Below are 22,906 nucleotides of genomic sequence, written 5' to 3'. Positions count from 1 at the left end.
CCGTTGATCAAACCGAACGAAAGCAAACATCATGTCGATGCGTACTGAATACTGCGGTCTCGTGACCGAACACCTGCTGGGCCAAACCGTGTCGCTGTGCGGCTGGGTGCAGCGCCGCCGCGATCACGGCGGTGTGATCTTCATCGACCTGCGCGATCGTGAAGGCCTCGTGCAGGTGGTGTGCGACCCGGATCGCGCGGAAATGTTCGCTACCGCCGAAGGCGTGCGCAACGAGTTCTGCGTGCAGATCAAGGGCCTCGTGCGCAACCGTCCGGAAGGCACGGTCAACGCCGGCCTGAAGAGCGGCAAGATCGAGGTGCTGTGCCACGAACTGAACGTGCTGAACGCATCGGTCACGCCGCCGTTCCAGCTCGACGACGACAACCTGTCGGAAACGACGCGTCTCACGCACCGCGTGCTCGACCTGCGCCGCCCGCAGATGCAGCACAACCTGCGCCTGCGTTACCGCGTCGCGATCGAGGCGCGCAAGTACCTCGACGAGCAGGGCTTCATCGACATCGAAACGCCGATGCTGACGAAGAGCACGCCGGAAGGCGCGCGCGACTATCTCGTGCCGTCGCGCGTGAACGCGGGCCAGTTCTTCGCGCTGCCGCAGTCGCCGCAGCTGTTCAAGCAGCTGCTGATGGTCGCGAACTTCGACCGCTACTACCAGATCACCAAGTGCTTCCGCGACGAAGACCTCCGGGCCGACCGTCAGCCGGAATTCACGCAGATCGACTGCGAAACGTCGTTCCTCGGCGAGCAGGAAATCCGTGACCTGTTCGAGGACATGATCCGTCATATCTTCAAGACGACGATCGACGTCGAGCTCGATGCGACGTTCCCGGTGATGCCGTACTCGGAAGCGATGGCGCGTTTCGGTTCGGACAAGCCCGACCTGCGCGTGCAGCTCGAATTCACCGAGCTGACCGACGCGATGAAGGACGTCGACTTCAAGGTGTTCAGCACGCCGGCCAATGCGAAGGACGGCCGCGTCGCGGCGCTGCGCGTGCCGAAGGGCGGCGAGCTGACGCGCGGCGACATCGACGGCTACACGGAATTCGTGCGCATCTACGGCGCGAAGGGCCTCGCATGGATCAAGGTCAACGAGAAGGCGAAGGGCCGTGACGGCCTGCAGAGCCCGATCGTCAAGAACCTGCACGACGCGTCGATCGCGGCGATCCTCGAGCGCACCGGTGCGGAAGACGGCGACATCATCTTCTTCGCGGCCGATCGCGCGAAGGTCGTCAACGACAGCCTCGGCGCGCTGCGCCTGAAGATCGGTCATTCGGAATTCGGCAAGGCGAACGGTCTGGTCCAGGCCGGCTGGAAGCCGCTGTGGGTCGTCGACTTCCCGATGTTCGAGTACGACGACGAGGATGCGCGCTACGTCGCAGCGCACCACCCGTTCACGAGCCCGAAGGACGAGCACCTCGAGTACCTCGAGACCGATCCGGGTCGTTGCCTCGCGAAGGCCTACGACATGGTGCTGAACGGCTGGGAAATCGGCGGCGGCTCGGTGCGTATCCATCGCGAGGAAGTGCAGAGCAAGGTGTTCCGCGCGCTGAAGATCGGTGCGGAAGAAGCGCAACTGAAATTCGGCTTCCTGCTGGACGCGCTGCAGTACGGCGCGCCGCCGCACGGCGGCATCGCATTCGGCCTCGACCGCATCGTCACGATGATGGCCGGCGCCGACTCGATCCGCGACGTGATCGCGTTCCCGAAGACGCAGCGTGCGCAGGATCTGCTCACGCAGGCGCCGAGCCCGGTCGACGAGCGTCAGCTGCGCGAACTGCACATCCGTCTGCGTCAGCCGGAGCAGCCGAAGGCGTAACGCGCCGGCACCCCCGGCCGTGTGTGCGGCGACGCGCACACGACGCACATGAAAAAGGCGCTGCGATGCGCCTTTTTCGTTTTTTGCGGTACAGTCGCAGCACTTGCCGCACGTTCGGCGCAGATGCCCCGCGCGCGGCCCCGTGCCGCATGAAACCAAGATGACGAAGCCGCCGAAAATCCCCGAATCCGTTCTCGTCGTGATCTACACGCCCGACCTCGATGTGCTCGTGATCAAGCGTGCCGACCAGCCCGACTTCTGGCAATCGGTGACCGGATCGAAGGACGCTATCGACGAGCCGCTCGCGGTGACCGCCGCGCGCGAAGTGGCCGAGGAAACCGGCATCGCGGTCGGCACGCCGGACCTGCCCGCCGCGGCGCTCGTCGACTGGCGCCACCGGATCGAATACGCGATCTATCCGCAATACCTGCACCGCTATGCACCGGGCGTCACGCGCAACACCGAACACTGGTTCGGCCTGTGCGTGCCGCGTCGCGTCGACGTGACGCTGTCGCCGCGCGAGCATGTCGATCATGCGTGGCTGCCGTTTCGCGAGGCGGCCGCGCGCTGCTTCTCGCCGTCGAACGCCGAGGCGATCCTGCAACTGCCGGTGCGCACGGCACTCGCGCGCGCGCCGCACGGCTCGTCCGCATGACGGCGGAAGCCCGCAAGCGCTTTGCGCAATTGCGGCAGATGTTCCTGCAGGAACGCGGCTCGGCGTCGCGGCTCGCCTTCACGTCGGGCAATACCGTGCGGCTGTGCGAGGGCGGCGGCGAATTCTTCCGCGCATTGATCGAACGGATCGACGCGGCCCGCGAGCAGGTGATGCTCGAAACCTACATCTTCTGTGACGACGCGGCTGGCCGGCCGGTGTCGGACGCGTTGATCCGCGCGGCGCAGCGCGGTGTGCGCGTGCGCGTGATCACCGACGGCATCGGCACCGCGCGCCTGCCGCTGTTCGACACGTGGGAGGGAGCCGGCGTCGAGCACGCCATCTACAACCGCTTCCTGTTCGGCCGCTTCGGCTTCTCGCGCACGCACCGCAAGCTCGCGGTGATCGACCATGCAACCGCGTTCTGCGGCGGCATCAATCTCGTCGACGACTATGCGCAGAACGGCACGACGCTGCCGTTTCCGCGCTGGGACTTCGCGGTCGAGATGTCGGGGCCCGCGGTGTCCGACGTGCGCGCGGCGTTCGAGCTGCAGTGGCACCGGATCCGGTTCGGGCACAAGCCGTATGCGCAGTACGCGGCCGGCCTGCACGGCGGCGAGGCGTTTCCCGACATGTTCCGGCGCTGGATGCGCAGCCATCGCTGGATCAAGGCCGGCGCGCTGCGTGTCGTGACCGAGCCCAGCGTGGCATTCGTCGCGCGCGACAACGTCGTGAACCGCCGCGCGATCGAGAAGGCCTATCTCGCCGCGATCGGCCAGGCGCGCCAGCGGATCCTGCTCGCGAATCCGTACTTCATGCCGGGCCGCAAGCTGCGGCGCGCGCTGACGGGCGCGGCGCGGCGCGGCGTCGACGTGCGGATCCTGATCGGCCGCAACGAATTCGCCGCGCTCGATACGGCCGTGCCGTTCCTCTATCACGCGCTGCTGCGCGCGGGCGTGCGCGTGGCCGAGTACGACAGGACGATGCTGCACGGCAAGGTGGCCGTGATCGACGACAACTGGGCGACGGTCGGCTCGTCGAATCTGGACGCGCTGAGCCTGATGCTGAACAATGAGGCGAACGTCGTGCTGGTGCGCTACGATGCGGTCACGAACGAGTTGCGCGACGCGATCGCGGCGGCGTTCGCCGACGGCCGGGAGATCGACCCCGCCCGCTTCGCCGCGCGCCCGCGCATCGAGCGCATGCTGAACTGGCTCGCCTATACGGCATATCGCGTCGTGATGAAGGCGCTGACGGTCGGCGGTTACGACTGATACCGACTCAGCACTCGCTTCAAAAAATCTGTCCGCACGTTCGTGCGGAAAAGCCGCTCCGGTCCCGCCGGAATCGCGCAAAATAGCGGCTCGGTTAGACACCGGTTTCTAATAATTTCCTTGTTTCGCGAGCGGCCGCACTCAATAATAGTACGGCCGTTCGATTTTATTCGAACCCCCGAACGGTTACAGAAATAGCTATGCGAAAAGGCGAACAGACGCGTGCCGCGATACTTGAAGCTGCTTTGGATCTCGCCAGCCGTGACGGGCTGGAGGGGCTGACGATCGGTCTGCTGGCCGAGCGCATGCAGATGAGCAAGAGCGGCGTGTTCGCGCACTTCGGATCGCGCGAGGACCTGCAGGTCGAGGTCGTCCGCGAGTATCACCATCGTTTCGAAAACGAGGTGTTCTTTCCGAGCCTGCGCGAGCCGCGCGGCTTGCCGCGCCTCCGGGCGATGCTGTCCCGCTGGACGGAGAAGCGCATCCAGGAGGTGACGACGGGATGCATCTACATCAGCGGCGCCGTCGAATACGACGACCGGCCTGACAGCCCCGTGCGCGAGCAGTTGATCGCGAGCGTGACGGCCTGGCGTGCCGCGATGCTGCGTGCCATTTCGCAGGCGAAGGAAGAAGGCCATCTGCGTGCGGATACCGATCCGGACCTGATGCTCTTCGAGTTGTACAGCTTCACGCTCGGCCTGCATCACGACGCCCGCTTCCTGCATTCGCCGGACGCCGTGCGCCTCACGTGGGCCGCGCTGGAAAAGACGATTGTTTCGTATCAGAGCGAGAGCCGTTAGCGGCGCGTGACCCGCCCGCCAGGAGCTCGAGCCGTTTTGCCCACCTTTGGAGAGAGTCATGGGACAGTACGCCGCGCCGCTGCGCGACATGCAATTCGTGTTGCACGAGCTTCTGAACGTCGAAGCCGAAGTCAAGCAAATGCCCAAGCATGCGGACCTCGACGCCGACACGATCAACCAGGTCCTCGAGGAAGCGGGCAAGTTCTGCTCCGAGGTACTGTTCCCGCTGAACCAGGTCGGCGACCGCGAAGGCTGCACGTATGAAGGCGACGGCGTCGTGAAGACCCCGACCGGCTTCAAGGAGGCCTACCGGCAATACGTCGAGGCCGGCTGGCCGGCACTGGGCTGCGATCCGGACTACGGCGGCCAGGGCCTGCCCGCGTTCGTGAACAACGCGCTCTACGAAATGCTGAACTCGGCGAACCAGGCATGGACGATGTATCCGGGCCTGTCGCACGGCGCCTACGAATGCCTGCACGCGCACGGCGCGCCGGAACTCCAGAAGCAATACCTGCCGAAGCTCGTGTCGGGCGAATGGACGGGCACGATGTGCCTGACCGAGCCGCACTGCGGCACCGACCTCGGCATCCTGCGCACCAAGGCCGAACCGAACGGCGACGGCTCGTACTCGATCAGCGGCACGAAGATCTTCATCTCGAGCGGCGAGCACGACATGTCGAAGAACATCATCCACCTCGTGCTCGCGCGCCTGCCGGACGCGCCGCAGGGCACGAAGGGGATCTCGCTGTTCATCGTGCCGAAATTCGTCCCCGATGCAGCGGGCGAGCCGGGCGAGCGCAACGGCATCAAGTGCGGCTCGATCGAGCACAAGATGGGCATCCACGGCAACTCGACGTGCGTGATGAACCTCGACGGCGCGAAGGGCTGGATGGTCGGTGAGCCGAACAAGGGTCTCAACGCGATGTTCGTGATGATGAATGCCGCGCGCCTCGGCGTCGGCATGCAGGGCCTCGGCCTCACGGAAGTCGCCTACCAGAACTCGCTTACGTACGCGAAGGAGCGCCTGCAGATGCGCTCGCTGACGGGCCCGAAGGCACCGGACAAGCCGGCCGACCCGATCATCGTGCACCCGGACGTGCGTCGCATGCTGCTCACGCAGAAGGCCTATGCCGAGGGCGCGCGCGCGTTCACGTACTGGTCCGCGCTGCAGATCGACAAGGAGCTGTCGCACGGTGACGAAGCGGTGCGCAAGGAAGCGGCCGACCTCGTCGCGCTGCTCACGCCGATCATCAAGGCCTTCCTGACCGACAACGCGTTCGAGTCGACCAACCACGCGATGCAGATCTACGGCGGCCACGGCTTCATCTCCGAGTGGGGCATGGAGCAGTACGTGCGCGACGCGCGGATCAACATGATCTACGAAGGCACGAACTCGATCCAGTCGCTCGACCTGCTGGGCCGCAAGGTGCTCGGCGACATGGGCGCGAAGCTGAAGAAGTTCGGCAAGCTCGTCACGGAATTCGCCGAAGCCGAAGGCGTGAAGCCGGAGATGGCCGAGTTCATCAACCCGCTCGCCGACATCGGCGACAAGGTGCAGAAGCTGACGATGGAAATCGGCATGAAGGCGATGCAGAACCCGGACGAAGTCGGCGCCGCCGCCGTGCCGTACCTGCGCACCGTCGGCCACCTGGTGTTCTCGTACTTCTGGGCGCGCATGGCACGCCTCGCACTCGACAACGAAGCGTCGGGCGATCCGTTCTACAAGTCGAAGCTCGCGACGGCCCGCTTCTACTTCGCACGCCTGCTGCCCGAGACGGCATCGACGATCCGCGCCGCGCGCGCCGGTTCGAAGACGCTGATGGAAGTCGACGAATCGCTGTTCTGACGCGCGTTCGGGCGGCGTGCGCCGCGCGCCGCCCGAGCCCAACGGTTCCTGGTACTCACTTCGCCGTGCAGCCCTTACCTCCCGCGCTGCACGACACTATCCGGAGACATCCCGTGAGCAATTTCCTGATTCGCAAGGTCGCCGTGCTGGGCGCCGGCGTGATGGGCGCGCAGATCGCCGCGCACCTCATCAACGCACGCGTGCCGGTGCTGCTGTTCGACCTGCCGGCCAAGGAAGGCCCGAAAAACGCGATCGCGCTGAAGGCGATCGAGAACCTGAAGAAGCTGTCGCCCGCGCCGTTCGGCGTGAAGGACGACGCGAAGTACCTCGAAGCGGCAAACTACGAAGACGACATCGCGAAGCTCGCCGAATGCGACGTCGTGATCGAGGCGATCGCCGAGCGGATGGACTGGAAGCACGACCTGTACAAGAAGGTCGCACCGCACATCGCGCCGAACGCGATCTTCGCGACCAACACGTCGGGCCTGTCGATCACGAAGCTGTCCGAAGGTTTCTCGGACGAGCTGAAGGCGCGTTTCTGCGGCGTGCACTTCTTCAACCCGCCGCGCTACATGCACCTGGTCGAACTGATTCCGACCGGGCATACGCGCCCGGACATCCTCGACCAGCTCGAGACGTTCCTGACCAGCATCGTCGGCAAGGGCGTCGTGCGCGCGAAGGACACGCCGAACTTCATCGCGAACCGCGTCGGCATCTTCTCGATCCTCGCGGTGATCACCGAGGCCGCGAAGTTCGGCCTGCGCTTCGACGAAGTCGACGACCTGACGGGCAGCCGCCTGGGCCGTGCGAAGTCGGCGACGTTCCGCACCGCGGACGTGGTCGGCCTCGACACGATGGCGCACGTGATCAAGACGATGCAGGACAATCTCGCCGACGATCCGTTCTTCCCGGTCTACCAGACGCCCGCCGTGCTTGCCGAACTGGTGAAGCAGGGCGCGCTCGGCCAGAAGACGGGCGGTGGTTTCTACAAGAAGGAAGGCAAGGCGATCAAGGTGCTCGACGCGAAGACGGGCACCTATGTGGATTCGGGCGCGAAGGCGGACGAAACCGTCGGCCGCATCCTGAAGCGTCCGCCGGCCGAACGCCTGAAGCTGCTGCGTGAAACGGACCATCCGCACGCGCAGTTCCTGTGGTCGATCTTCCGCGACGTGTTCCACTACATCGGCGTGCATCTCGAGTCGATCGCGGACAACGCGCGCGACGTCGACCTCGCGATCCGCTGGGGCTTCGGCTGGAACGAAGGCCCGTTCGAAGGCTGGCAGGCCGCCGGCTGGAAGCAGGTCGCCGAGTGGGTGCAGGAAGACATCGCGGCCGGCAAGGCGCTCGCGAACGTGCCGCTGCCGTCGTGGGTGCTCGAGGGCGCGGTTGCCGAGAAGGGCGGCGTGCACACGGCCGAAGGCTCGTGGGCGCCGGCGGCGAAGCGTTTCGTGCCGCGTTCGGACCTCGCGGTCTACGGCAAGCAGGTGTTCCGCGCGCCGCTGCTCGGCGAAGCCGGCGCCGATCCGAAGACGTACGGCAAGACGCTGTTCGAGACCGACGCCGTGCGCGCATGGGTCGACGACCGTGCGGGTGAGGACGACGTCGTGATCGTGTCGTTCAAGTCGAAGATGAACACGATCGGACCGAGCGTGATCGACGGCCTGGTGCAGGCGATCGAAGTCGCGGAGAAGGACTACAAGGGCGTGGTGATCTGGCAGCCGACGTCGCTGAAGCTCGGCACGCCGGGCGGCCCGTTCTCGGCCGGCGCGAACCTCGAAGAGGCGATGCCCGCGTTCATGATGGGCGGTGCGAAGGGTATCGAGCCGTTCGTGAAGAAGTTCCAGGAAGGCATGCTGCGCGTGAAGTACGCGAACGTGCCGGTGGTCGCAGCCGTGTCGGGCATCGCGCTCGGCGGCGGGTGCGAACTGATGCTGCACAGCGCGAAGCGCGTCGTGCACGTCGAGAGCTACATCGGCCTCGTCGAAGTGGGCGTCGGCCTCGTGCCGGCAGGCGGCGGCCTGAAGGAAGCGGCGCTGCGCGCGGCGGACGCCGCCACGGCCGCGAACGCGACCACCGACATCCTGAAGTTCGTCACGAAGTCGTTCGAGAACGCGGCGATGGCGAAGGTCTCGGCGTCCGCGCACGATGCGCGTGCGATGGGCTACGTGAAGCCGTCCGACACGATCGTCTTCAACGTGTTCGAACTGCTCGACACCGCGAAGAAGGAGGCGCGTGCGCTGGCTGCGACCGGCTACCGCGCACCGCTGCGCGCGAAGGACGTGCCGGTGGCGGGCCGTTCGGCGATCGCGACGATCAAGGCATCGCTCGTCAACATGCGCGACGGCCGCTTCATCAGCGACCACGACTACCTGATCGCGAGCCGCATCGCCGAGGCCGTGTGCGGCGGCGACGTCGAAGCCGGCAGCCTGGTCGACGAGCAGTGGCTGCTCGCGCTGGAGCGTCGTGCGTTCGTCGAGCTGCTCGGCACGCAGAAGACGCAGGAGCGGATCATGGGCATGTTGCAGACCGGCAAACCGGTGCGCAACTGAGCGAGCGGATAACTTTGTATGGGGCCCGGGGCGGCGCTGAAGCGGCGGCCCGGGCCGACAGGAGTCTGAAATGAGCAAACAACTGCAAGACGCATACATCGTCGCCGCCAGCCGCACGCCGATCGGCAAGGCCCCGCGCGGTGTCTTCAAGAATACGCGCCCGGACGAGCTGCTGGTCCACGCGATCAGGTCGGCGGTCGCGCAGGTGCCCGGCCTCGACACGAAGGTGATCGAGGACGCGATCATCGGCTGTGCGATTCCGGAAGCCGAGCAGGGTCTGAACGTCGCGCGCATGGGCGCGCTGCTCGCGGGCCTGCCGCAGACGGTCGGCGGCGTGACGGTCAACCGCTTCTGCGCGTCGGGCATCACGGCGCTGGCGATGGCGGCCGACCGTATCCGTGTCGGCGAGTCGGACGCGTTGTTCGCGGGCGGTTGCGAATCGATGAGCATGGTGCCGATGATGGGCAACAAGCCGTCGATGTCGCCGCACATCTTCGATCGCAGCGAGGATTTCGGCATCGCGTACGGGATGGGCCTGACGGCCGAGCGGGTCGCCGACCAGTGGAAGGTGAGCCGTGAAGACCAGGACGCGTTCTCGGTCGAGTCGCACCGCAAGGCGCTGGCCGCGCAACAGGCCGGCGAATTCAACGACGAGATCGCCGCGTACACGCTCACCGAGCGTTTCCCGAACCTCGCGACCGGCGAAATCGACGTGAAGACGCGCGAGATCGCGCTCGACGAAGGTCCGCGAGCGGATACGTCGATCGAAGGCCTTGCGAAGCTGCGCACGGTGTTCGCGAACAAGGGCTCGGTCACGGCCGGCAACAGCTCGCAGACGTCGGACGGCGCGGGTGCGCTGCTCGTCGTGTCGGAGAAGGTGCTCAAGGAATTCAACCTGACGCCGCTCGCGCGCTTCGTGAGCTTCGCGGTGCGCGGCGTGCCGCCGGAAATCATGGGGATCGGCCCGAAGGAAGCGATTCCGGCCGCGCTGAAGGCCGCGGGCCTGAAGCAGGACGATCTCGACTGGATCGAACTGAACGAGGCGTTCGCCGCGCAATCGCTGGCGGTGATCCGCGATCTCGGCCTCGACCCGTCGAAGGTCAACCCGATGGGCGGCGCGATCGCGCTCGGTCACCCGCTCGGCGCGACCGGTGCGATCCGCGCGGCGACCGTCGTGCACGGCCTGCGCCGCCGCAACCTGAAGTACGGGATGGTCACGATGTGCGTCGGCACCGGCATGGGCGCCGCGGGCATCATCGAACGCCTGTAAGCGGGACGCGACGAAAAGCGACGACGGTGTGCGGGCCACGAGCTCGCGCACCGTTTTTTCATTCCGGTAGGGGACACTCAAAGGAGACGGTTGTGGCCGAAATTCAAGTGGAACGCGCCGACGGCGTGTTGACGATCACGATCGCGCGCCCGGCGAAGAAGAATGCGCTGACGGCGGCGATGTACCAGACGATGGCCGATGCGCTCGCCGAAGCCCAGGAAGACAAGGCGGTCCGCGTGATCCTGCTGCGCGGCAGCGACGGCAATTTCAGCTCGGGGAACGATCTCGAGGATTTCCTGAAGTCGCCGCCGAAGGACGACAACGCGCCGGTATTCCAGTTTCTCGCGCGGATCAGCGGCGCGCAGAAGCCGATCGTGGCGGCGGTGCCGGGCGTCGCGGTCGGCGTCGGCGTGACGATGCTGCTGCACTGCGATCTGGTCTACGCGGCCGATACCGCGATGTTCTCGCTGCCGTTCGTGCAGCTCGGGCTGTGCCCGGAAGCGGCGTCGAGCGTGTTGCTGCCGCGCCTGGCCGGCCATCAGGTCGCGGCCGAGAAGCTGTTGCTCGGCGAGGCGTTCGATGCGCTGGAAGCGCACCGCATCGGCATCGTCAACCGGGTGCTGCCGGCCGCGGAGCTCGATGCGTTCGCGGCGAAGCAGGCGGCGAAGCTCGCGGCGCTGCCGGCGTCGTCGCTGCGCGTGACGAAGGCACTGCTGAAGGATACGGGCGGTGCGGCAACGCCCGCGCGGATGGCCGAGGAGGCGCGTCACTTCTCCGCGATGCTGCGCGCGCCGGAAGCGCGCGAGGCGATGACGGCGTTCTTCGAGAAGCGCAAGCCGGATTTCCGTCAGTTCGACTGACGGAGCGGCGCGTGCCGGCGGCAGGGCCGCCGGCGCGAGGCACGCTCAGGCCGTGCCGTAGTCGACGTGGCCGGTCTCGCGGCAGAAGCTGACGAGCCGCAGGCCGGCCGCCTTCGCGATGTCGATCGCGAGCGACGACGGTGCGGAGATCGTCGCGACCAGCGGGATGCCGACGCGGGCGGCCTTGCGCACGAGCTCGTAGCTCGCGCGGCTCGACAGGAATACGAAGCCGTCGGTCGCGTCGGCGCGAGACAGCACGAGCGAGCCGATCAGCTTGTCCAGCGCGTTGTGGCGGCCGACGTCCTCGAAGGCCGTCCGGATCGCGCCGGTTGCATCGCACCATGCGGCCGCATGCAGGCCGCCCGTGAGCTGCGTGAGCGCCTGATGGGCCGGCAGCGTGCGCGCGGCGCGCGCGAGCGCGTCGGGCGCGAGGCGCGCGAGAAAGCCCGTATCGGGCACGCGTTCGGGCGCGAGGTCGAGCAGGTCGATGCTTTCGATCCCGCATACGCCGCAGCCGGTGCGTCCCGCGAGCGCGCGGCGGCGGTCCTTCAGCGCGGCGAACGCCTGCTGGACGACTTCCAGATGGACTTCCGCGTGCGGCAGCGGCGCGTCGGCGTGCAGGATCACCTCGATGTCCTTGATGTCGCTGCCGCGCGCGACGATGCCTTCCGAGATCGCGAAACCGACCGCGAACGCCTCGAGGTCGCACGGCGTACACATCATCACCGCGTGCGAGATGCCGTTGAAGACGAGCGCGACGGGCCATTCCTGGCCCACGTAGTCGTACGCGGTCTCGACGGTGCCGCCGCGCGTGCGGCGCACGGACAGTTCGACCGCGCCGCGCGGTTCGTCGTGCATTGCACCGGATTCGGTCGGATTCACGAGTACTCCCGTTGATTCGACGCGCGGCCGGCGACAATCGGGTCCGCCGCCTGCGCGCACAGGTTCTAAAATACCTCAGGCAAGCCGGCCGCGCCGGCATCCGCCACATCAGGTAACGACCATGGGACTCAGCGACACTCCACTGCTATTCGATTTCGAACACGAATCGTCGGAAAACTTCACCTATATCCCGATGATCGTGCGTTTCAATCTCGACCGTTTCGGTCTGCGGATCTCGCTCGAGCAGTGGCAACTGCTGCCGCTCGAGGACCGCAAGCTGCTCGCGCGCTTTCCGGCCGACGACGACACCACGATCGAGCCCAACTTCGATCATGCGCTGTTCGAAATGCTGCGCACGCACGCCGATCTGGAACCGTCATGGTTCCAGCCGGACGAGCGGCCGACCTGGCGCGCCGTCGATACGGTGCCGGAGTCGCTCGTGCAGCAGAGCGCGCTGGCCGGGCTGACCGCGCCCGAGCTTGCGCAATGGCGGCGGCTCGCGCCGTTCCAGCGCTATGTGCTGGTGAAGCTGTCGCGCAAGCCGAAACTGAATCACGATTTCCTGCCCGCGATGCGGGAGTTCGGGCTGACCGCCACGCACTGACGGGCGGCCGGCCGCGTCGCCCGCCGGTCAGAGCGGCGGCAGCTGGCGCGGCTTGCGATCCTGGCCGGTCGCGACGTAGGTGAGCGTCGCTTCGGTAACCTTGACGATTTCGCCCATCAGGCGCATGCGTTGCGCGTACACCTCGACGTCGACCGTGATCGACGTGTTGCCGGTGCGCGTGATGGTCGCGTAGAAACTCAGGAGATCGCCGACGAACACCGGCTGCTTGAACAGGAACGAGTTGACCGCGACCGTCGCCACGCGGCCGTTCGCGCGCTGGCTCGCGGGAATCGAGCCGGCGATGTCGACCTGCGACATGATCCAGCCGCCGAACACGTCGCCGTGGACGTTCGCGTCATGCGGCTGCGGGACGACGCGCAGGGCGGGTTGCTTTTGCGGGAGTTCGAGGGTCGAATCGGTCATGGCGGGGGCTTTCATCCTGTAATCAATACGCCGCCGCGCGCAGGCTGGCCGGCGGAAGCGCCGGCAGCGGCGCGAAGCGGCTTCTGCGACAATACAACGTTCGCAAATTGTACGAGAAAGTGAGCGAGCCGGCCGCCGATGCATGCGCCCGGCGGCGCCGCCGACCCTTCCCCCCATGCGCCGATTTCCCGCTTCCGGCGAGCCTGCACAGGCTTCGACCGGGCCCCGCAACGACTGGCAGACCATCCGGTCGCTGCTGCCGTACCTGACCACCTACAAATGGCGCGTCGCGCTCGCGCTCGGCTGCCTGATCGCGGCGAAGGTCGCGAACCTCGGCGTGCCGATCGTGATGAAGCGCATCGTCGACCACCTGTCCTACGTCCAGCAGATCACCGCGCTCGGCCGTGCCGAACAGTCGGCCGGCATCGTGCTCGCGGGCGGGGTGGGGCTGCTGGTCGTCGCCTATGCGTTCGTGCGGCTGTCGACGTCGCTGTTTACCGAGCTGCGCGAGATCCTGTTCTCGAAGGTCACCGAGAGCGCGGTGCGCCGGCTCGCGCTGCAGGTGTTCCGGCACCTGCACGGACTGTCGCTGCGGTTTCATCTGGAGCGCCAGACGGGCGGCATGTCGCGCGACATCGAGCGCGGCACGCGCGGCATCCAGCAACTGATCTCGTATTCGCTGTACAGCATCCTGCCGACGCTCGTCGAGGTCGGGCTCGTGCTCGGCTTCTTCGTGGTCAAGTACGAGGCCTATTACGCTTACGTGACGTTCGCGGCGCTGATCACGTACATCGTGTTCACGGTGAAGGTCACCAACTGGCGCACGCATTTCCGCCGCACGATGAACGAGCTCGATTCGCGTGCGAACTCGCGGGCGATCGATTCGCTGATCAACTACGAGACGGTGAAGTATTTCGGCAACGAGGCGTGGGAAGCGCAGCGCTACGACGAGAACCTGAAGCGCTACCGCAAGGCCGCGATCCGCTCGCAGAACTCGCTGTCGGTGCTGAACTTCGGCCAGCAGGCGATCATCGGCACGGGGCTCGTGTTCATCCTGTGGCGCGCGACGCAGGGCGTGCTCGCGGGCAAGCTGACGCTCGGCGATCTCGTGCTGATCAACACGTTCATGCTGCAGCTCTACATTCCGTTGAACTTTCTCGGCGTCGTCTATCGCGAACTGAAGCAGAGCCTGACCGACATGGACCGGATGTTCGGGTTGCTGTCGGCCGCGAAGGAAGTGGCCGACCGCCCCGATGCGCGGCCGCTCGAGGTGGCCGGTGCGCAGGTGCGCTTCGAGCATGTGAACTTCGCGTACGAGCCGGCGCGGCCGATCCTGCACGACGTGACGTTCACGATCGACGCGGGCACGACGACCGCGGTGGTCGGCCATAGCGGCTCCGGGAAGTCGACGCTGTCGCGGCTGCTGTTCCGCTTCTACGATCTCGACCGGCAGGCCGGCGGCACGATCCGGATCGACGGGCAGGACATCCGCGACGTCACGCAGGATTCGCTGCGCGCGTCGATCGGGATCGTGCCGCAGGACACCGTGCTGTTCAACGACTCGATCTACTACAACATCGCGTACGGCCGGCCCACCGCGAGCCGCGACGAGGTGATCGCGGCCGCGCGCGCCGCGCACATCCACGATTTCATCGAAAGCTTGCCGAAAGGCTATGACACGCCGGTCGGCGAGCGCGGGCTGAAGCTGTCGGGCGGCGAGAAGCAGCGCGTCGCGATCGCGCGCACGCTGCTGAAGGATCCGCCGGTGCTGCTGTTCGACGAAGCGACGTCGGCGCTCGATTCGCGCTCGGAGCGCGCGATCCAGCACGAACTCGACCAGATCGCGCGGCATCGCACGACGCTCGTGATCGCGCACCGGCTGTCGACGGTCGTGCACGCGCAGCAGATCCTCGTGATGGACCACGGGCGGATCGTCGAGCGCGGTACGCACGACGAGCTGGTGCGGGCCGGCGGCCTGTATGCGCAGATGTGGGCGCTGCAGCAGCAGCGCGCGGCGGCGGGCGGGGAAGCGGCCGAGGCCGCATGAGCGGCGCTGCCGCGCCGCGCTGAACGCAGCGGCAAGGCGGTCGGCGGGAACGGCGCGCGGAAGGTGCGCCGGCGCGTTGCCGGGCGCTCGTCGTTCGATGAATCGTCCGGTCGTCCGGTCAGCCCGCGGCGCGCAGCCGCGCGTCGAGCTCGCCGAGCTGCGCGGGCGTGCCGACGTTCTCCCAGATGCCTTCGTACAGTTCGCCGCTCGCGCGGCCGGCCTCGATCGCGGCGCGATAGTACGGCGTCAGCGGGCGCCGCGTGCCGGCCGCGAGATCGCGGAACATCCGTGTGTCGTACAGGCCGATGTTGCCGAACGTGAAGCGCGCGGCGCCGTCGAGCGCGAGGCGGCCGTCGTTGCCGAGCGCGAAGTCGCCGGCGGGGTGGAACGGCGGGTTGGGCACCATCACGAGGTGCATCGCCGGCGCGTCGAGCGCGGCCATCCGGGCGGCGCGCGGCGCGAGCGTACGGTAGTCGAACGCGCAATAGACGTCGCCGCTGACCGCCGCGAACACGGCGGGCTGGCCGTCGCGCGCCAGCAGCGGCAGCGCCTGCGCGATGCCGCCCGCCGTTTCCAGCGCCTCGCCCTCGGCCGAGTACGCGAGCCGCACGCCCCAGCGCGAACCGTCGCCGAGCGCGGCCTCGATCTGTTCGCCGAGCCACGCGTGGTTGATCACGATCGTCTCGATGCCCGCGCGCGCGAGCGCTTCGATCTGCCACACGATCAGCGGCTTGCCGCCTGCTTCGAGCAGCGGCTTCGGGCGGGTGTCGGTCAGCGGGCGCATCCGTTCGCCGCGCCCGGCGGCGAAGATCATCGCCGTGGTCAGGGTGTTGCTCATGTTCGGCCGGGTTTCAGGAGGGTCGGGGCGATCAGAATGTATAACCGACGTCGGCCGCCGCCTTGCCCTCGAGTTCGTCGAGCAGCTTCGCGAATGGCACGAGCGGGCGGTAGCGCAGCGCAACCTTGCGCGCATACGCGCAGAAGCGCGGCAGGTCGTTCAGGTAGTGCGGCTTGCCGTCGCGGTAATGGATGCGCGCGAACAGGCCGAGGACCTTGATGTGGCGCTGCAGCCCGATCCATTCGAGCTGGCGGTAGAACTCGCCGAAATCGGGGTCGACCGGCAGGCCGGCCTTTTTCGCCTTTTCCCAGTAGTACGCGAACAAGTCGAGTTCGAACGCTTCGTCCCAGGTGATGAAGGCGTCGCGCAGCAGCGACACGACGTCGTACGTCAGCGGCCCGTAGACGGCGTCCTGGAAGTCGAGCACGCCCGGGTTCGGCTCGCAGACCATCAGGTTGCGCGGCATGAAGTCGCGCAGCATGAAACCCTGCGGCTGCGCCTGCGCGCTGGCGACCAGCAGCGCGAACGTGCGGTCGAGCGTGCCGCGTATCGCGTCGGTGACGGGTTTGCCGAGGTGGCGGCCGATGAACCATTCGGGCAGCAGCTCCATTTCGCGGCGCAGGAACGCTTCGTCGAACGGCGGCAGCACGTCGGGCCTCGACGTGAGCTGGAAGCGGATCAGCGCGTCGAGCGCGTCGCGCATCAGCGGCCGTGCGTCGGCCGGGGCGGCCGGATCGAGCACCGAGATGTACGACGTGCGGCCGAGATCGGTCACGAGCATGAAACCCGCGTCGAAATCGTGGGCCAGCACGTCCGGCACGTGATCGCCGGCCGCGGCAAGCAACTGCGCGACCTGGACGAATTCGCGGCACTTCTCGGGCGGCGGCGCGTCGACGGCGATCAGCGTGCCGCCGGCGCTGGTGGCCGATGCCACGCGGAAATATCGGCGGAAACTGGCGTCCGACGACGCGGGCGCGAGGGTCGACAGGTCGAGCGCGTAGCGCTCGGCGAGCGGGTGCAGCCACTTGGTGAGCGCTTCGAGGCGGGCGTCGGGCTGGGATGCGGCGGATGGGGGCGTCATGAAACTCGGCGGAGGGGGGAACGTCTTGCCATATAATACCCCACGACTTTTTTGACGCGCCCTGCGTCAGCTTTCCGCCGTGCAGGCTCGCCGCCTGTCGCGCCGGCGCCCGAGATCGCCTCCCCGGTTTGCGCTCAGCCGCAGTCGCGGTGCGACGGCGCGGCCCGTCGCGCGCGAATGTGCCGCGACGGCGCGGTTGACAAGGGGCGATTCGCCAAACGATAGATGCCGCCCAAACCGCTATTCCCGAATGTTTTCCCCGGTGACGGGGCGCCGCGCAAACGGCGGCTCGCGCTCGCGCTGCTGGCCGTGCCCGGCCTCGTGCCGGCGGTGTCGTACGCGCAGCTGTCGGGCGCGGCCGCGCAGCCGCAACCGCTCGACTCGCCGTGGGATCTGCGTCTCGCACCCCAGCTCGAGGATCATCCGCTGAAGGACGGCGAGAAGCCGGCCGCCTTCGTGATCGCCGACCACACGAGCGGCACGGCCGAGCAGGACATGGCCGCGAAAGGCTCCGCCGAGCTGCGGCGCGGCGAAACCGTCGTGAAGGCCGATGCGATCCACTACGATCAGGATACCGACATGGCCAATGCGTACGGCCAGGTCAGGGTGATCAATTCCGGCACGGCGTTCGCGGGCCCCGAGGCGCACCTGAAGATCGAGGCCAACCAGGGCTTCATGACGGCGCCGAAGTACCACTTCAACATGACGGGCGGATCGGGCAGCGCGGAGCGGGTCGACATGGTCGACGACGAGCGCTCGGTGTTCATCAATGGCACCTATACGGCGTGCCAGTGCGCGACGAACCCCGCGTGGTACATCAAGGGCAGCCGCTTCGACTTCGATACGGGCGCCGACGAAGGCACCGTGCGCAACAGCGTGCTGTTCTTCCAGGGCGTGCCGATCTTCGCGAGCCCGTGGATGACGTTCCCGCTGTCGGGCGAGCGGCGCAGCGGCCTGCTGCCGCCGACGTTCTCGATGAACTCGAGCAACGGCTTCGAGCTGACGCTGCCGTACTACTTCAACATCGCGCCGAACCGCGACCTGACGCTCACGCCGCGCATCATCTCGCGGCGCGGCGTGATGGCCGAGGCGACGTTCCGCTACCTGTCGCCGACGTATTCGGGCACGTTTACGGCCAATTACCTGCCGGACGACCGGCTTGCGCACCGTAGCCGCTATGCGATCTACTGGCAGCACCAGCAGAACTTCGGCGGCGGTTTCGGCGGCTACGTCTACTACAACAAGGTCTCGGACAACACGTATCCCGAGGACCTCGGCTCGACGAACCAGTTCATCAACGGCACGCAGGCGCTGTACCAGCAGGAAGCGGGCCTCACGTACAACAACGGCCCGTGGTCGGTACTCGCGCGCTACCAGCACTGGCAGACGCTGCCGCCGTCGACCGCGCCGTACAGCCGCGAGCCGCAGTTGAACGTGAAGTACACGAAGTACAACGTCGGCGGTTTCGATTTCGGCGCGGAAGCCGACTATTCGCGGTTCCGCATCACGACGGCCGATATGACCCAAGGCGACCGGGTCGTATTCAATCCGTACATCGCTTACGGCGTATACGGCCCCGGCTACTTCGTCGTGCCGAAGATCCAGTATCACTTTGCGTCGTACGACCTGAACTACATGTCGTCGACCACGCCGAACAGCCCGAAGCGTTTCACCGAGTCGATCCCGACCGTGAGCTTCGACTCGGGGCTGATCTTTGATCGCTCGGTGCGCCTGTTCGGCCAGGATTTCATCCAGACCCTCGAGCCGCGCCTGTACTACGTGTACACGCCGTATCGCGACCAGTCGAACGCACCGCTGTTCGACACCGCTGAATCGGACTTCGGGCTCGCGGAGATCTACCAGCCGAACACGTTCGTCGGCAACGACCGGATCGCCGACGCGAACCGGATCACGGCCGGCCTGACGTCGCGCTTCATCGATCCGGGCACCGGCGACGAGCGCGCACGGTTCGTGATCGCGCAGCAGTACTACTTCGCCGATCAGCGCGTCACGTTCAATTCCACGCAGCCCGCAGCGCTGGCACGCCACTCGGACCTGATCGTCGGCGCAGCGCTGAAGTTCGGCTCGGGCTTCATGTCCGAGACGGCGTTCCAGTACAACCAGAACAACAACCAGCTCGTGAAGTCGAGCGTCGGTTTCGGCTACAGCCCGGGCGAGCGCCAGGTGATCAACGTCGGCTACCGCTATACGCGCGCGAACACCACGCTCGACGGCCAGCCGATCAACCAGTTCCTGATCTCGGCGCAATGGCCGCTCACGCGCCGCCTGTATGCGATCGGCCGCTTCAATTACGATCTGGCCGGCGATCGCGTGGTCGACGGTCTGCTCGGCTTACAATACGACGCGGATTGCTGGGCGCTCGGGGTCGGCGTGCAGCGGGCCGCGAACGGCGTGAATTCGTCGGGACAGCAGAGCTCGTCGACGCGATTCATGATGCAGCTGACGCTCAAGGGCTTGTCGACGGTCGACAACGGCCTCGTGTCAGCGTTCCGCGCCGGGGTGCCGGGCTATACGCCGCTGCCGCCGCCGCCGCCGCCGATGTCCCGCTTCAGCAACTACGAGTAACGCCGGCGTGTTTGTACCGGTCAGCACGATTTCAATGGAGTTCCAGTGGCAATGAAGAAAACCCTTCGTTTCGCGGCAGTCGTGTCCAGCCTTGCCGCGTCCGCTGCGCTGCTCGCCGCCGCGCCGGCCGCGGCGCAGGCGCTTGGTTCGCAAGGCGCGCAGCTTGCCGACGAAGTCGTCGCTGTCGTCAACAACGACGTGATCACGAGCCGCGAACTCGACCAGCGCGCGGGCCTGATCGCGCGCCGGCTGAAGCAGCAGAACGCACCGGTGCCGCCGGATGACCAGCTGCGCGCGCAGGTGCTGAACCAGATGGTGCTCGAGCGTATCCAGGTGCAGAAGGCCAAGGACGACGGGATTCGCGTCGACGACGCGACCGTGCAGTCCACGCTGCAGCGTCTCGCGCAGGCGAACGGGATGACGCTCGATCAGTATCGCTCGCGTCTCGAGGCGCAGGGCGTGCCCTGGAGCATCTTCACGAGCGACGCGCGTACCGAGTTGATGCTGTCGAAGCTGCGCGAGCGCGAGGTCGACGGCAAGATCACCGTGTCGGACGCCGAGGTCGCGAACTACATCGCGAGCCAGCGCGGGCCGAACGCGTCGCAGCAGCAGGATCTGCGCTTCCAGCACATCTTCATCAAGGCGCCGACCAACGCGCCGCAGGCCGATATCGACGTCGCGCAGAAGAAGGCCGAGGCGCTGCTGCAGCAGGCGAAGTCGGGCGCCGATTTCGAAAAGCTCGCGAAGAACAATTCGGAGGCGAGCGACGCGAAGAAGGGCGGCGACCTCGGCTTCAAGGCGCCGAGCGCGCTGCCGGCCGACGTCGTCAGCGCCGCCTCGACGCTGCGTCCGGGCGAGGTCAACCCGACGCTGATCCGCGTGCCGGACGGTTTCGAGATCGTGCGTCTCGTCGACCGTCGCCAGAGCCAGGGCGCGAGCGCCGCGGCGCCGAAGATCGTCCAGACGCACGTGCGCCATATCCTGCTGCGCGTGGGCGAGGGCAAGTCGGAAGGCCAGGCGCGCCAGCAACTGCTCGACATCCGCAACCAGGTCGAGGCCGGCGGCGATTTCGCGAAGTTCGCGCGCACCTACTCGCAGGACGGTTCGGCGTCGCAGGGCGGCGATCTCGGCTGGATCAGCCCGGGCGAGACCGTGCCGGAATTCGAGCGCGCGATGAACAACCTGCAGGACGGCCAGATCAGCCAGCCGATTCGTACCGAGTACGGCTACCACCTGATCCAGGTGCTGGACCGCCGCGAGGCGGAAGGCTCGGTGCAGCAGCAGATGGATATCGCGCGTCAGGCGATCGGCCAGCGCAAGGCCGAGCAGGCTTATGCCGACTGGCTGCGCGAGCTGCGCGATTCGTCGTACGTGCAGTACAAGATCGGCGGCATCGGCCCGGCGAACTGAGCGAGCATCGGATGACCACGCCCGCGCTGCAGATCGCGATCACGACCGGCGAACCCGCAGGGGTCGGCCCGGAACTGACCGTGCTGGCGCTGCGTGACGCCGCGCAGCGCTGGCCCGACGCGCATTTCACCGTGCTCGGCGACGCGGCGCTGCTCGACGCACGGGCGGCGGCCGTCGGTGCCGACCGGGCCGCGCTGGCCGGCGGCGGGCCGGTGTCGATCGTGCATCGCGCGCTCGCGATGCCTGCGCGGGCGGGCGAGCTGGACGTGGCGAACGGCCGGTACGTGCTCGAGCTGCTCGACGCAGCGATCGACGGCGCGCTGGCAGGCCGCTACGACGCGATCGTGACCGCGCCGCTGCAGAAGAGCACGATCAACGATGCGGGCGTGCCGTTCACCGGCCATACCGAATACCTGGCGGAGCGCACGCATACGCCGCGTGTCGTGATGATGCTGGCGGGCACCGGCGAGCGGCCGCTGCGCGTCGCGCTCGCGACCACGCACCTGCCGCTGAAGGACGTGTCGGCCGCGCTGACGGTCGACGGGCTCGTCGAGACGCTCGCGATCATCGATCGCGACCTGCGGCGCGACTTCGGCCTTGCGGCACCACGCATTCTCGTGACTGGCTTGAATCCGCATGCGGGCGAGAACGGTTATCTCGGCCGCGAGGAGATCGACGTGATCTCGCCGGCGCTGGCCCGCGCGAAAGCGCAGGGCATCGACGCGCGCGGCCCGTATCCGGCCGACACGCTGTTCCAGCCGCGCCACCTCGCCGACGCCGATTGCGTGCTCGCGATGTTCCATGACCAGGGCCTGCCCGTGCTGAAGTATGCGACGTTCGGCGAGGGCATCAACGTGACGCTCGGGCTGCCGATCATCCGTACGTCGGTCGATCACGGCACCGCGCTCGATCTGGCCGGTACGGGCCGCGCCGATCCGGGCAGCATGATCGCCGCGCTCGACACGGCCGTCACGATGGCGCGCCACCGCCGCAGGGCCTGACGCGGCCCGGCTTCACCTCATTCGTCGCATTTTTCGTTTTACTCAGTCGATGTCGAACAGCAGACAGCACCAAGGCCACTTCGCGCGCAAGCGCTTCGGGCAGAACTTCCTCGTCGATCACGGCGTGATCGACTCGATCGTCTCGACGATCGGTCCCGCGCGCGGCCAGCGCATGGTCGAGATCGGCCCCGGTCTCGGCGCGCTGACCGAGCCGCTGATCGAGCGCCTCGCGACGCCCGAGTCGCCGCTGCACGCGGTCGAGCTCGACCGCGACCTGATCGGGCGCCTGCAGCAGCGTTTCGGCGCGCTGCTCGAGCTGCACGCGGGCGACGCGCTCGCGTTCGACTTCCGGTCGCTCGCGGCGCCCGGCGACAAGCCGTCGCTGCGGATCGTCGGCAACCTGCCGTACAACATCTCCAGCCCGCTGCTGTTTCACCTGATGACGTTCGCCGATGCGGTCATCGACCAGCATTTCATGCTGCAGAACGAGGTCGTCGAGCGGATGGTCGCGGAGCCGGGCACGAAGGCGTTCTCGCGTCTGTCGGTGATGCTGCAGTACCGCTACGTGATGGAAAAGATGCTCGACGTGCCGCCGGAATCGTTCCAGCCGCCGCCGAAGGTCGATTCGGCGATCGTCCGGATGATTCCGTACGAGCCGCACGAACTGCCGGACGTCGATCCCGCCTTGCTCGGCGAAATCGTCACCGCGGCCTTCTCGCAGCGTCGCAAGATGTTGCGCAACACGCTCGGCGACTATCGCGAGACGATCGATTTCGACGCGCTCGGCTTCGATCTCGCGCGCCGGGCGGAAGACGTGAGCGTGGCCGAATACGTGGGCGTGGCGCAGGCGCTCGCGACGGTGCGCAAGGCCGGATGACGCGCGCGGCATGCGCCGCGCCGCTCGTGTCGAAGAGGCTGCCCGACGAGGCAGCCTTTTTGTTGCGTGCGC

18 protein-coding genes are annotated in these 22,906 nt (G+C 67.1%); 14 read left to right on the top strand and 4 right to left on the bottom strand.

What is annotated here, in order from left to right; all coding sequences use genetic code 11:
* The first annotated feature begins 31 nt into the window (after window positions 1-31).
* The 8 genes from aspS to GQ56_RS0124195 all read left to right on the top strand — a co-directional run bounded on the left by aspS (window position 32) and on the right by GQ56_RS0124195 (window position 11,085).
* The gene (gene aspS, locus GQ56_RS0124230; RefSeq protein WP_031401103.1) at window positions 32-1,834 is read left to right on the top strand and encodes an aspartate--tRNA ligase; all 1,803 of its coding nucleotides are present in this window, start codon (window positions 32-34) and stop codon (window positions 1,832-1,834) included.
* A gap of 160 nt (window positions 1,835-1,994) precedes the next feature.
* Window positions 1,995-2,489, top strand: coding sequence for a dihydroneopterin triphosphate diphosphatase (gene nudB, locus GQ56_RS0124225; protein ID WP_031401102.1), 495 nt, complete (start codon window positions 1,995-1,997; stop codon window positions 2,487-2,489).
* On the top strand, window positions 2,486-3,760 hold the full coding sequence (clsB, locus tag GQ56_RS0124220; RefSeq protein WP_031401101.1) for a cardiolipin synthase ClsB: 1,275 nt from the start codon (window positions 2,486-2,488) through the stop codon (window positions 3,758-3,760). The genes nudB and clsB overlap by 4 nt, the downstream gene beginning before the upstream one ends.
* Window positions 3,761-3,960: 200 nt before the next feature.
* Window positions 3,961-4,560, top strand: a complete 600-nt coding sequence (locus tag GQ56_RS0124215; protein ID WP_031401100.1) for a TetR/AcrR family transcriptional regulator — start codon at window positions 3,961-3,963, stop codon at window positions 4,558-4,560.
* 58 nt (window positions 4,561-4,618) lie between these two features.
* Complete coding sequence (locus tag GQ56_RS0124210; RefSeq protein WP_031401099.1) at window positions 4,619-6,406, top strand: acyl-CoA dehydrogenase C-terminal domain-containing protein; 1,788 nt, start codon at window positions 4,619-4,621, stop codon at window positions 6,404-6,406.
* Window positions 6,407-6,519: 113 nt separating this feature from the next.
* Window positions 6,520-8,955: a 3-hydroxyacyl-CoA dehydrogenase/enoyl-CoA hydratase family protein gene (locus GQ56_RS0124205; RefSeq protein ID WP_031401098.1), complete on the top strand. Its 2,436-nt coding sequence runs from the start codon at window positions 6,520-6,522 to the stop codon at window positions 8,953-8,955.
* 70 nt (window positions 8,956-9,025) lie between these two features.
* Entirely contained in the window at window positions 9,026-10,225 is a 1,200-nt protein-coding gene (locus GQ56_RS0124200) for an acetyl-CoA C-acyltransferase (RefSeq protein ID WP_031401097.1), read from the top strand.
* 92 nt (window positions 10,226-10,317) lie between these two features.
* Window positions 10,318-11,085: an enoyl-CoA hydratase gene (locus GQ56_RS0124195; RefSeq protein ID WP_031401096.1), complete on the top strand. Its 768-nt coding sequence runs from the start codon at window positions 10,318-10,320 to the stop codon at window positions 11,083-11,085.
* 45 nt (window positions 11,086-11,130) lie between these two features.
* On the opposite strand, the gene fdhD is transcribed toward GQ56_RS0124195, so the two are convergent.
* A complete protein-coding gene (gene fdhD / locus GQ56_RS0124190) occupies window positions 11,131-11,943 on the bottom strand; it encodes a formate dehydrogenase accessory sulfurtransferase FdhD (RefSeq protein WP_407638602.1) in 813 nt (270 codons plus the stop codon).
* A 145-nt stretch (window positions 11,944-12,088) separates the two neighbouring features.
* Between fdhD and GQ56_RS0124185 the strand changes: the two genes are divergently transcribed.
* The gene (locus GQ56_RS0124185; RefSeq protein ID WP_031401094.1) at window positions 12,089-12,571 is read left to right on the top strand and encodes a nitrate reductase associated protein; all 483 of its coding nucleotides are present in this window, start codon (window positions 12,089-12,091) and stop codon (window positions 12,569-12,571) included.
* Window positions 12,572-12,598: 27 nt separating this feature from the next.
* Here the strand turns inward: GQ56_RS0124185 and GQ56_RS0124180 are convergent, their stop codons facing one another.
* Window positions 12,599-12,994, bottom strand: coding sequence for an acyl-CoA thioesterase (locus GQ56_RS0124180; protein WP_031401093.1), 396 nt, complete (start codon window positions 12,992-12,994; stop codon window positions 12,599-12,601).
* A gap of 175 nt (window positions 12,995-13,169) precedes the next feature.
* Here GQ56_RS0124180 and GQ56_RS0124175 point away from each other — a divergent pair, with 175 nt between their 5' ends.
* Window positions 13,170-15,041 (top strand): ABCB family ABC transporter ATP-binding protein/permease, encoded by a 1,872-nt coding sequence (locus tag GQ56_RS0124175; protein ID WP_031401092.1) that lies wholly within the window; start codon window positions 13,170-13,172, stop codon window positions 15,039-15,041.
* Between the two features lie 118 nt (window positions 15,042-15,159).
* On the opposite strand, the gene murU is transcribed toward GQ56_RS0124175, so the two are convergent.
* Window positions 15,160-15,879, bottom strand: coding sequence for an N-acetylmuramate alpha-1-phosphate uridylyltransferase MurU (murU, locus tag GQ56_RS0124170; protein ID WP_031401091.1), 720 nt, complete (start codon window positions 15,877-15,879; stop codon window positions 15,160-15,162).
* A 31-nt stretch (window positions 15,880-15,910) separates the two neighbouring features.
* Window positions 15,911-16,960, bottom strand: coding sequence for an aminoglycoside phosphotransferase family protein (locus GQ56_RS0124165; RefSeq protein WP_031401090.1), 1,050 nt, complete (start codon window positions 16,958-16,960; stop codon window positions 15,911-15,913).
* A gap of 225 nt (window positions 16,961-17,185) precedes the next feature.
* On the opposite strand from GQ56_RS0124165, the gene GQ56_RS0124160 reads away from it, so the two are divergent.
* From GQ56_RS0124160 to rsmA, 4 genes are read left to right on the top strand one after another with little or no spacing between them, the layout of a single operon-like run.
* Entirely contained in the window at window positions 17,186-19,546 is a 2,361-nt protein-coding gene (locus GQ56_RS0124160) for an LPS-assembly protein LptD (protein WP_031401089.1), read from the top strand.
* Window positions 19,547-19,597: 51 nt separating this feature from the next.
* On the top strand, window positions 19,598-20,956 hold the full coding sequence (locus tag GQ56_RS0124155) for a peptidylprolyl isomerase (protein ID WP_031401088.1): 1,359 nt from the start codon (window positions 19,598-19,600) through the stop codon (window positions 20,954-20,956).
* Between the two features lie 11 nt (window positions 20,957-20,967).
* Window positions 20,968-21,957 (top strand): 4-hydroxythreonine-4-phosphate dehydrogenase PdxA, encoded by a 990-nt coding sequence (gene pdxA / locus GQ56_RS0124150; RefSeq protein ID WP_031401087.1) that lies wholly within the window; start codon window positions 20,968-20,970, stop codon window positions 21,955-21,957.
* A 49-nt stretch (window positions 21,958-22,006) separates the two neighbouring features.
* Window positions 22,007-22,834, top strand: coding sequence for a 16S rRNA (adenine(1518)-N(6)/adenine(1519)-N(6))-dimethyltransferase RsmA (gene rsmA, locus GQ56_RS0124145; RefSeq protein WP_031401086.1), 828 nt, complete (start codon window positions 22,007-22,009; stop codon window positions 22,832-22,834).
* The last annotated feature ends 72 nt before the right edge of the window (window positions 22,835-22,906 follow it).

This window comes from Burkholderia paludis (assembly GCF_000732615.1).
Taxonomy (GTDB): Bacteria; Pseudomonadota; Gammaproteobacteria; order Burkholderiales; family Burkholderiaceae; genus Burkholderia; species Burkholderia paludis.
Note: the sequence above shows the minus strand (reverse complement) of the source record. Positions and strands in the feature narration are given on the sequence as shown.

Excerpts from the sequence above, each read along its gene's own strand:
- aspS (WP_031401103.1), top strand. The coding sequence starts at position 32 with ATGTCGATGCGTACTGAATACTGCGGTCTCGTGACCGAACACCTGCTG.
- nudB (WP_031401102.1), top strand. The coding sequence starts at position 1,995 with ATGACGAAGCCGCCGAAAATCCCCGAATCCGTTCTCGTCGTGATCTAC.
- clsB (WP_031401101.1), top strand. The coding sequence starts at position 2,486 with ATGACGGCGGAAGCCCGCAAGCGCTTTGCGCAATTGCGGCAGATGTTC.
- GQ56_RS0124215 (WP_031401100.1), top strand. The coding sequence starts at position 3,961 with ATGCGAAAAGGCGAACAGACGCGTGCCGCGATACTTGAAGCTGCTTTG.
- GQ56_RS0124210 (WP_031401099.1), top strand. The coding sequence starts at position 4,619 with ATGGGACAGTACGCCGCGCCGCTGCGCGACATGCAATTCGTGTTGCAC.
- GQ56_RS0124200 (WP_031401097.1), top strand. The coding sequence starts at position 9,026 with ATGAGCAAACAACTGCAAGACGCATACATCGTCGCCGCCAGCCGCACG.
- fdhD (WP_407638602.1), bottom strand. The coding sequence starts at position 11,943 with ATGCACGACGAACCGCGCGGCGCGGTCGAACTGTCCGTGCGCCGCACG.
- GQ56_RS0124185 (WP_031401094.1), top strand. The coding sequence starts at position 12,089 with ATGGGACTCAGCGACACTCCACTGCTATTCGATTTCGAACACGAATCG.
- GQ56_RS0124180 (WP_031401093.1), bottom strand. The coding sequence starts at position 12,994 with ATGACCGATTCGACCCTCGAACTCCCGCAAAAGCAACCCGCCCTGCGC.
- GQ56_RS0124175 (WP_031401092.1), top strand. The coding sequence starts at position 13,170 with ATGCGCCGATTTCCCGCTTCCGGCGAGCCTGCACAGGCTTCGACCGGG.
- murU (WP_031401091.1), bottom strand. The coding sequence starts at position 15,879 with ATGAGCAACACCCTGACCACGGCGATGATCTTCGCCGCCGGGCGCGGC.
- GQ56_RS0124165 (WP_031401090.1), bottom strand. The coding sequence starts at position 16,960 with ATGACGCCCCCATCCGCCGCATCCCAGCCCGACGCCCGCCTCGAAGCG.
- GQ56_RS0124160 (WP_031401089.1), top strand. The coding sequence starts at position 17,186 with ATGCCGCCCAAACCGCTATTCCCGAATGTTTTCCCCGGTGACGGGGCG.
- GQ56_RS0124155 (WP_031401088.1), top strand. The coding sequence starts at position 19,598 with ATGAAGAAAACCCTTCGTTTCGCGGCAGTCGTGTCCAGCCTTGCCGCG.
- pdxA (WP_031401087.1), top strand. The coding sequence starts at position 20,968 with ATGACCACGCCCGCGCTGCAGATCGCGATCACGACCGGCGAACCCGCA.
- rsmA (WP_031401086.1), top strand. The coding sequence starts at position 22,007 with ATGTCGAACAGCAGACAGCACCAAGGCCACTTCGCGCGCAAGCGCTTC.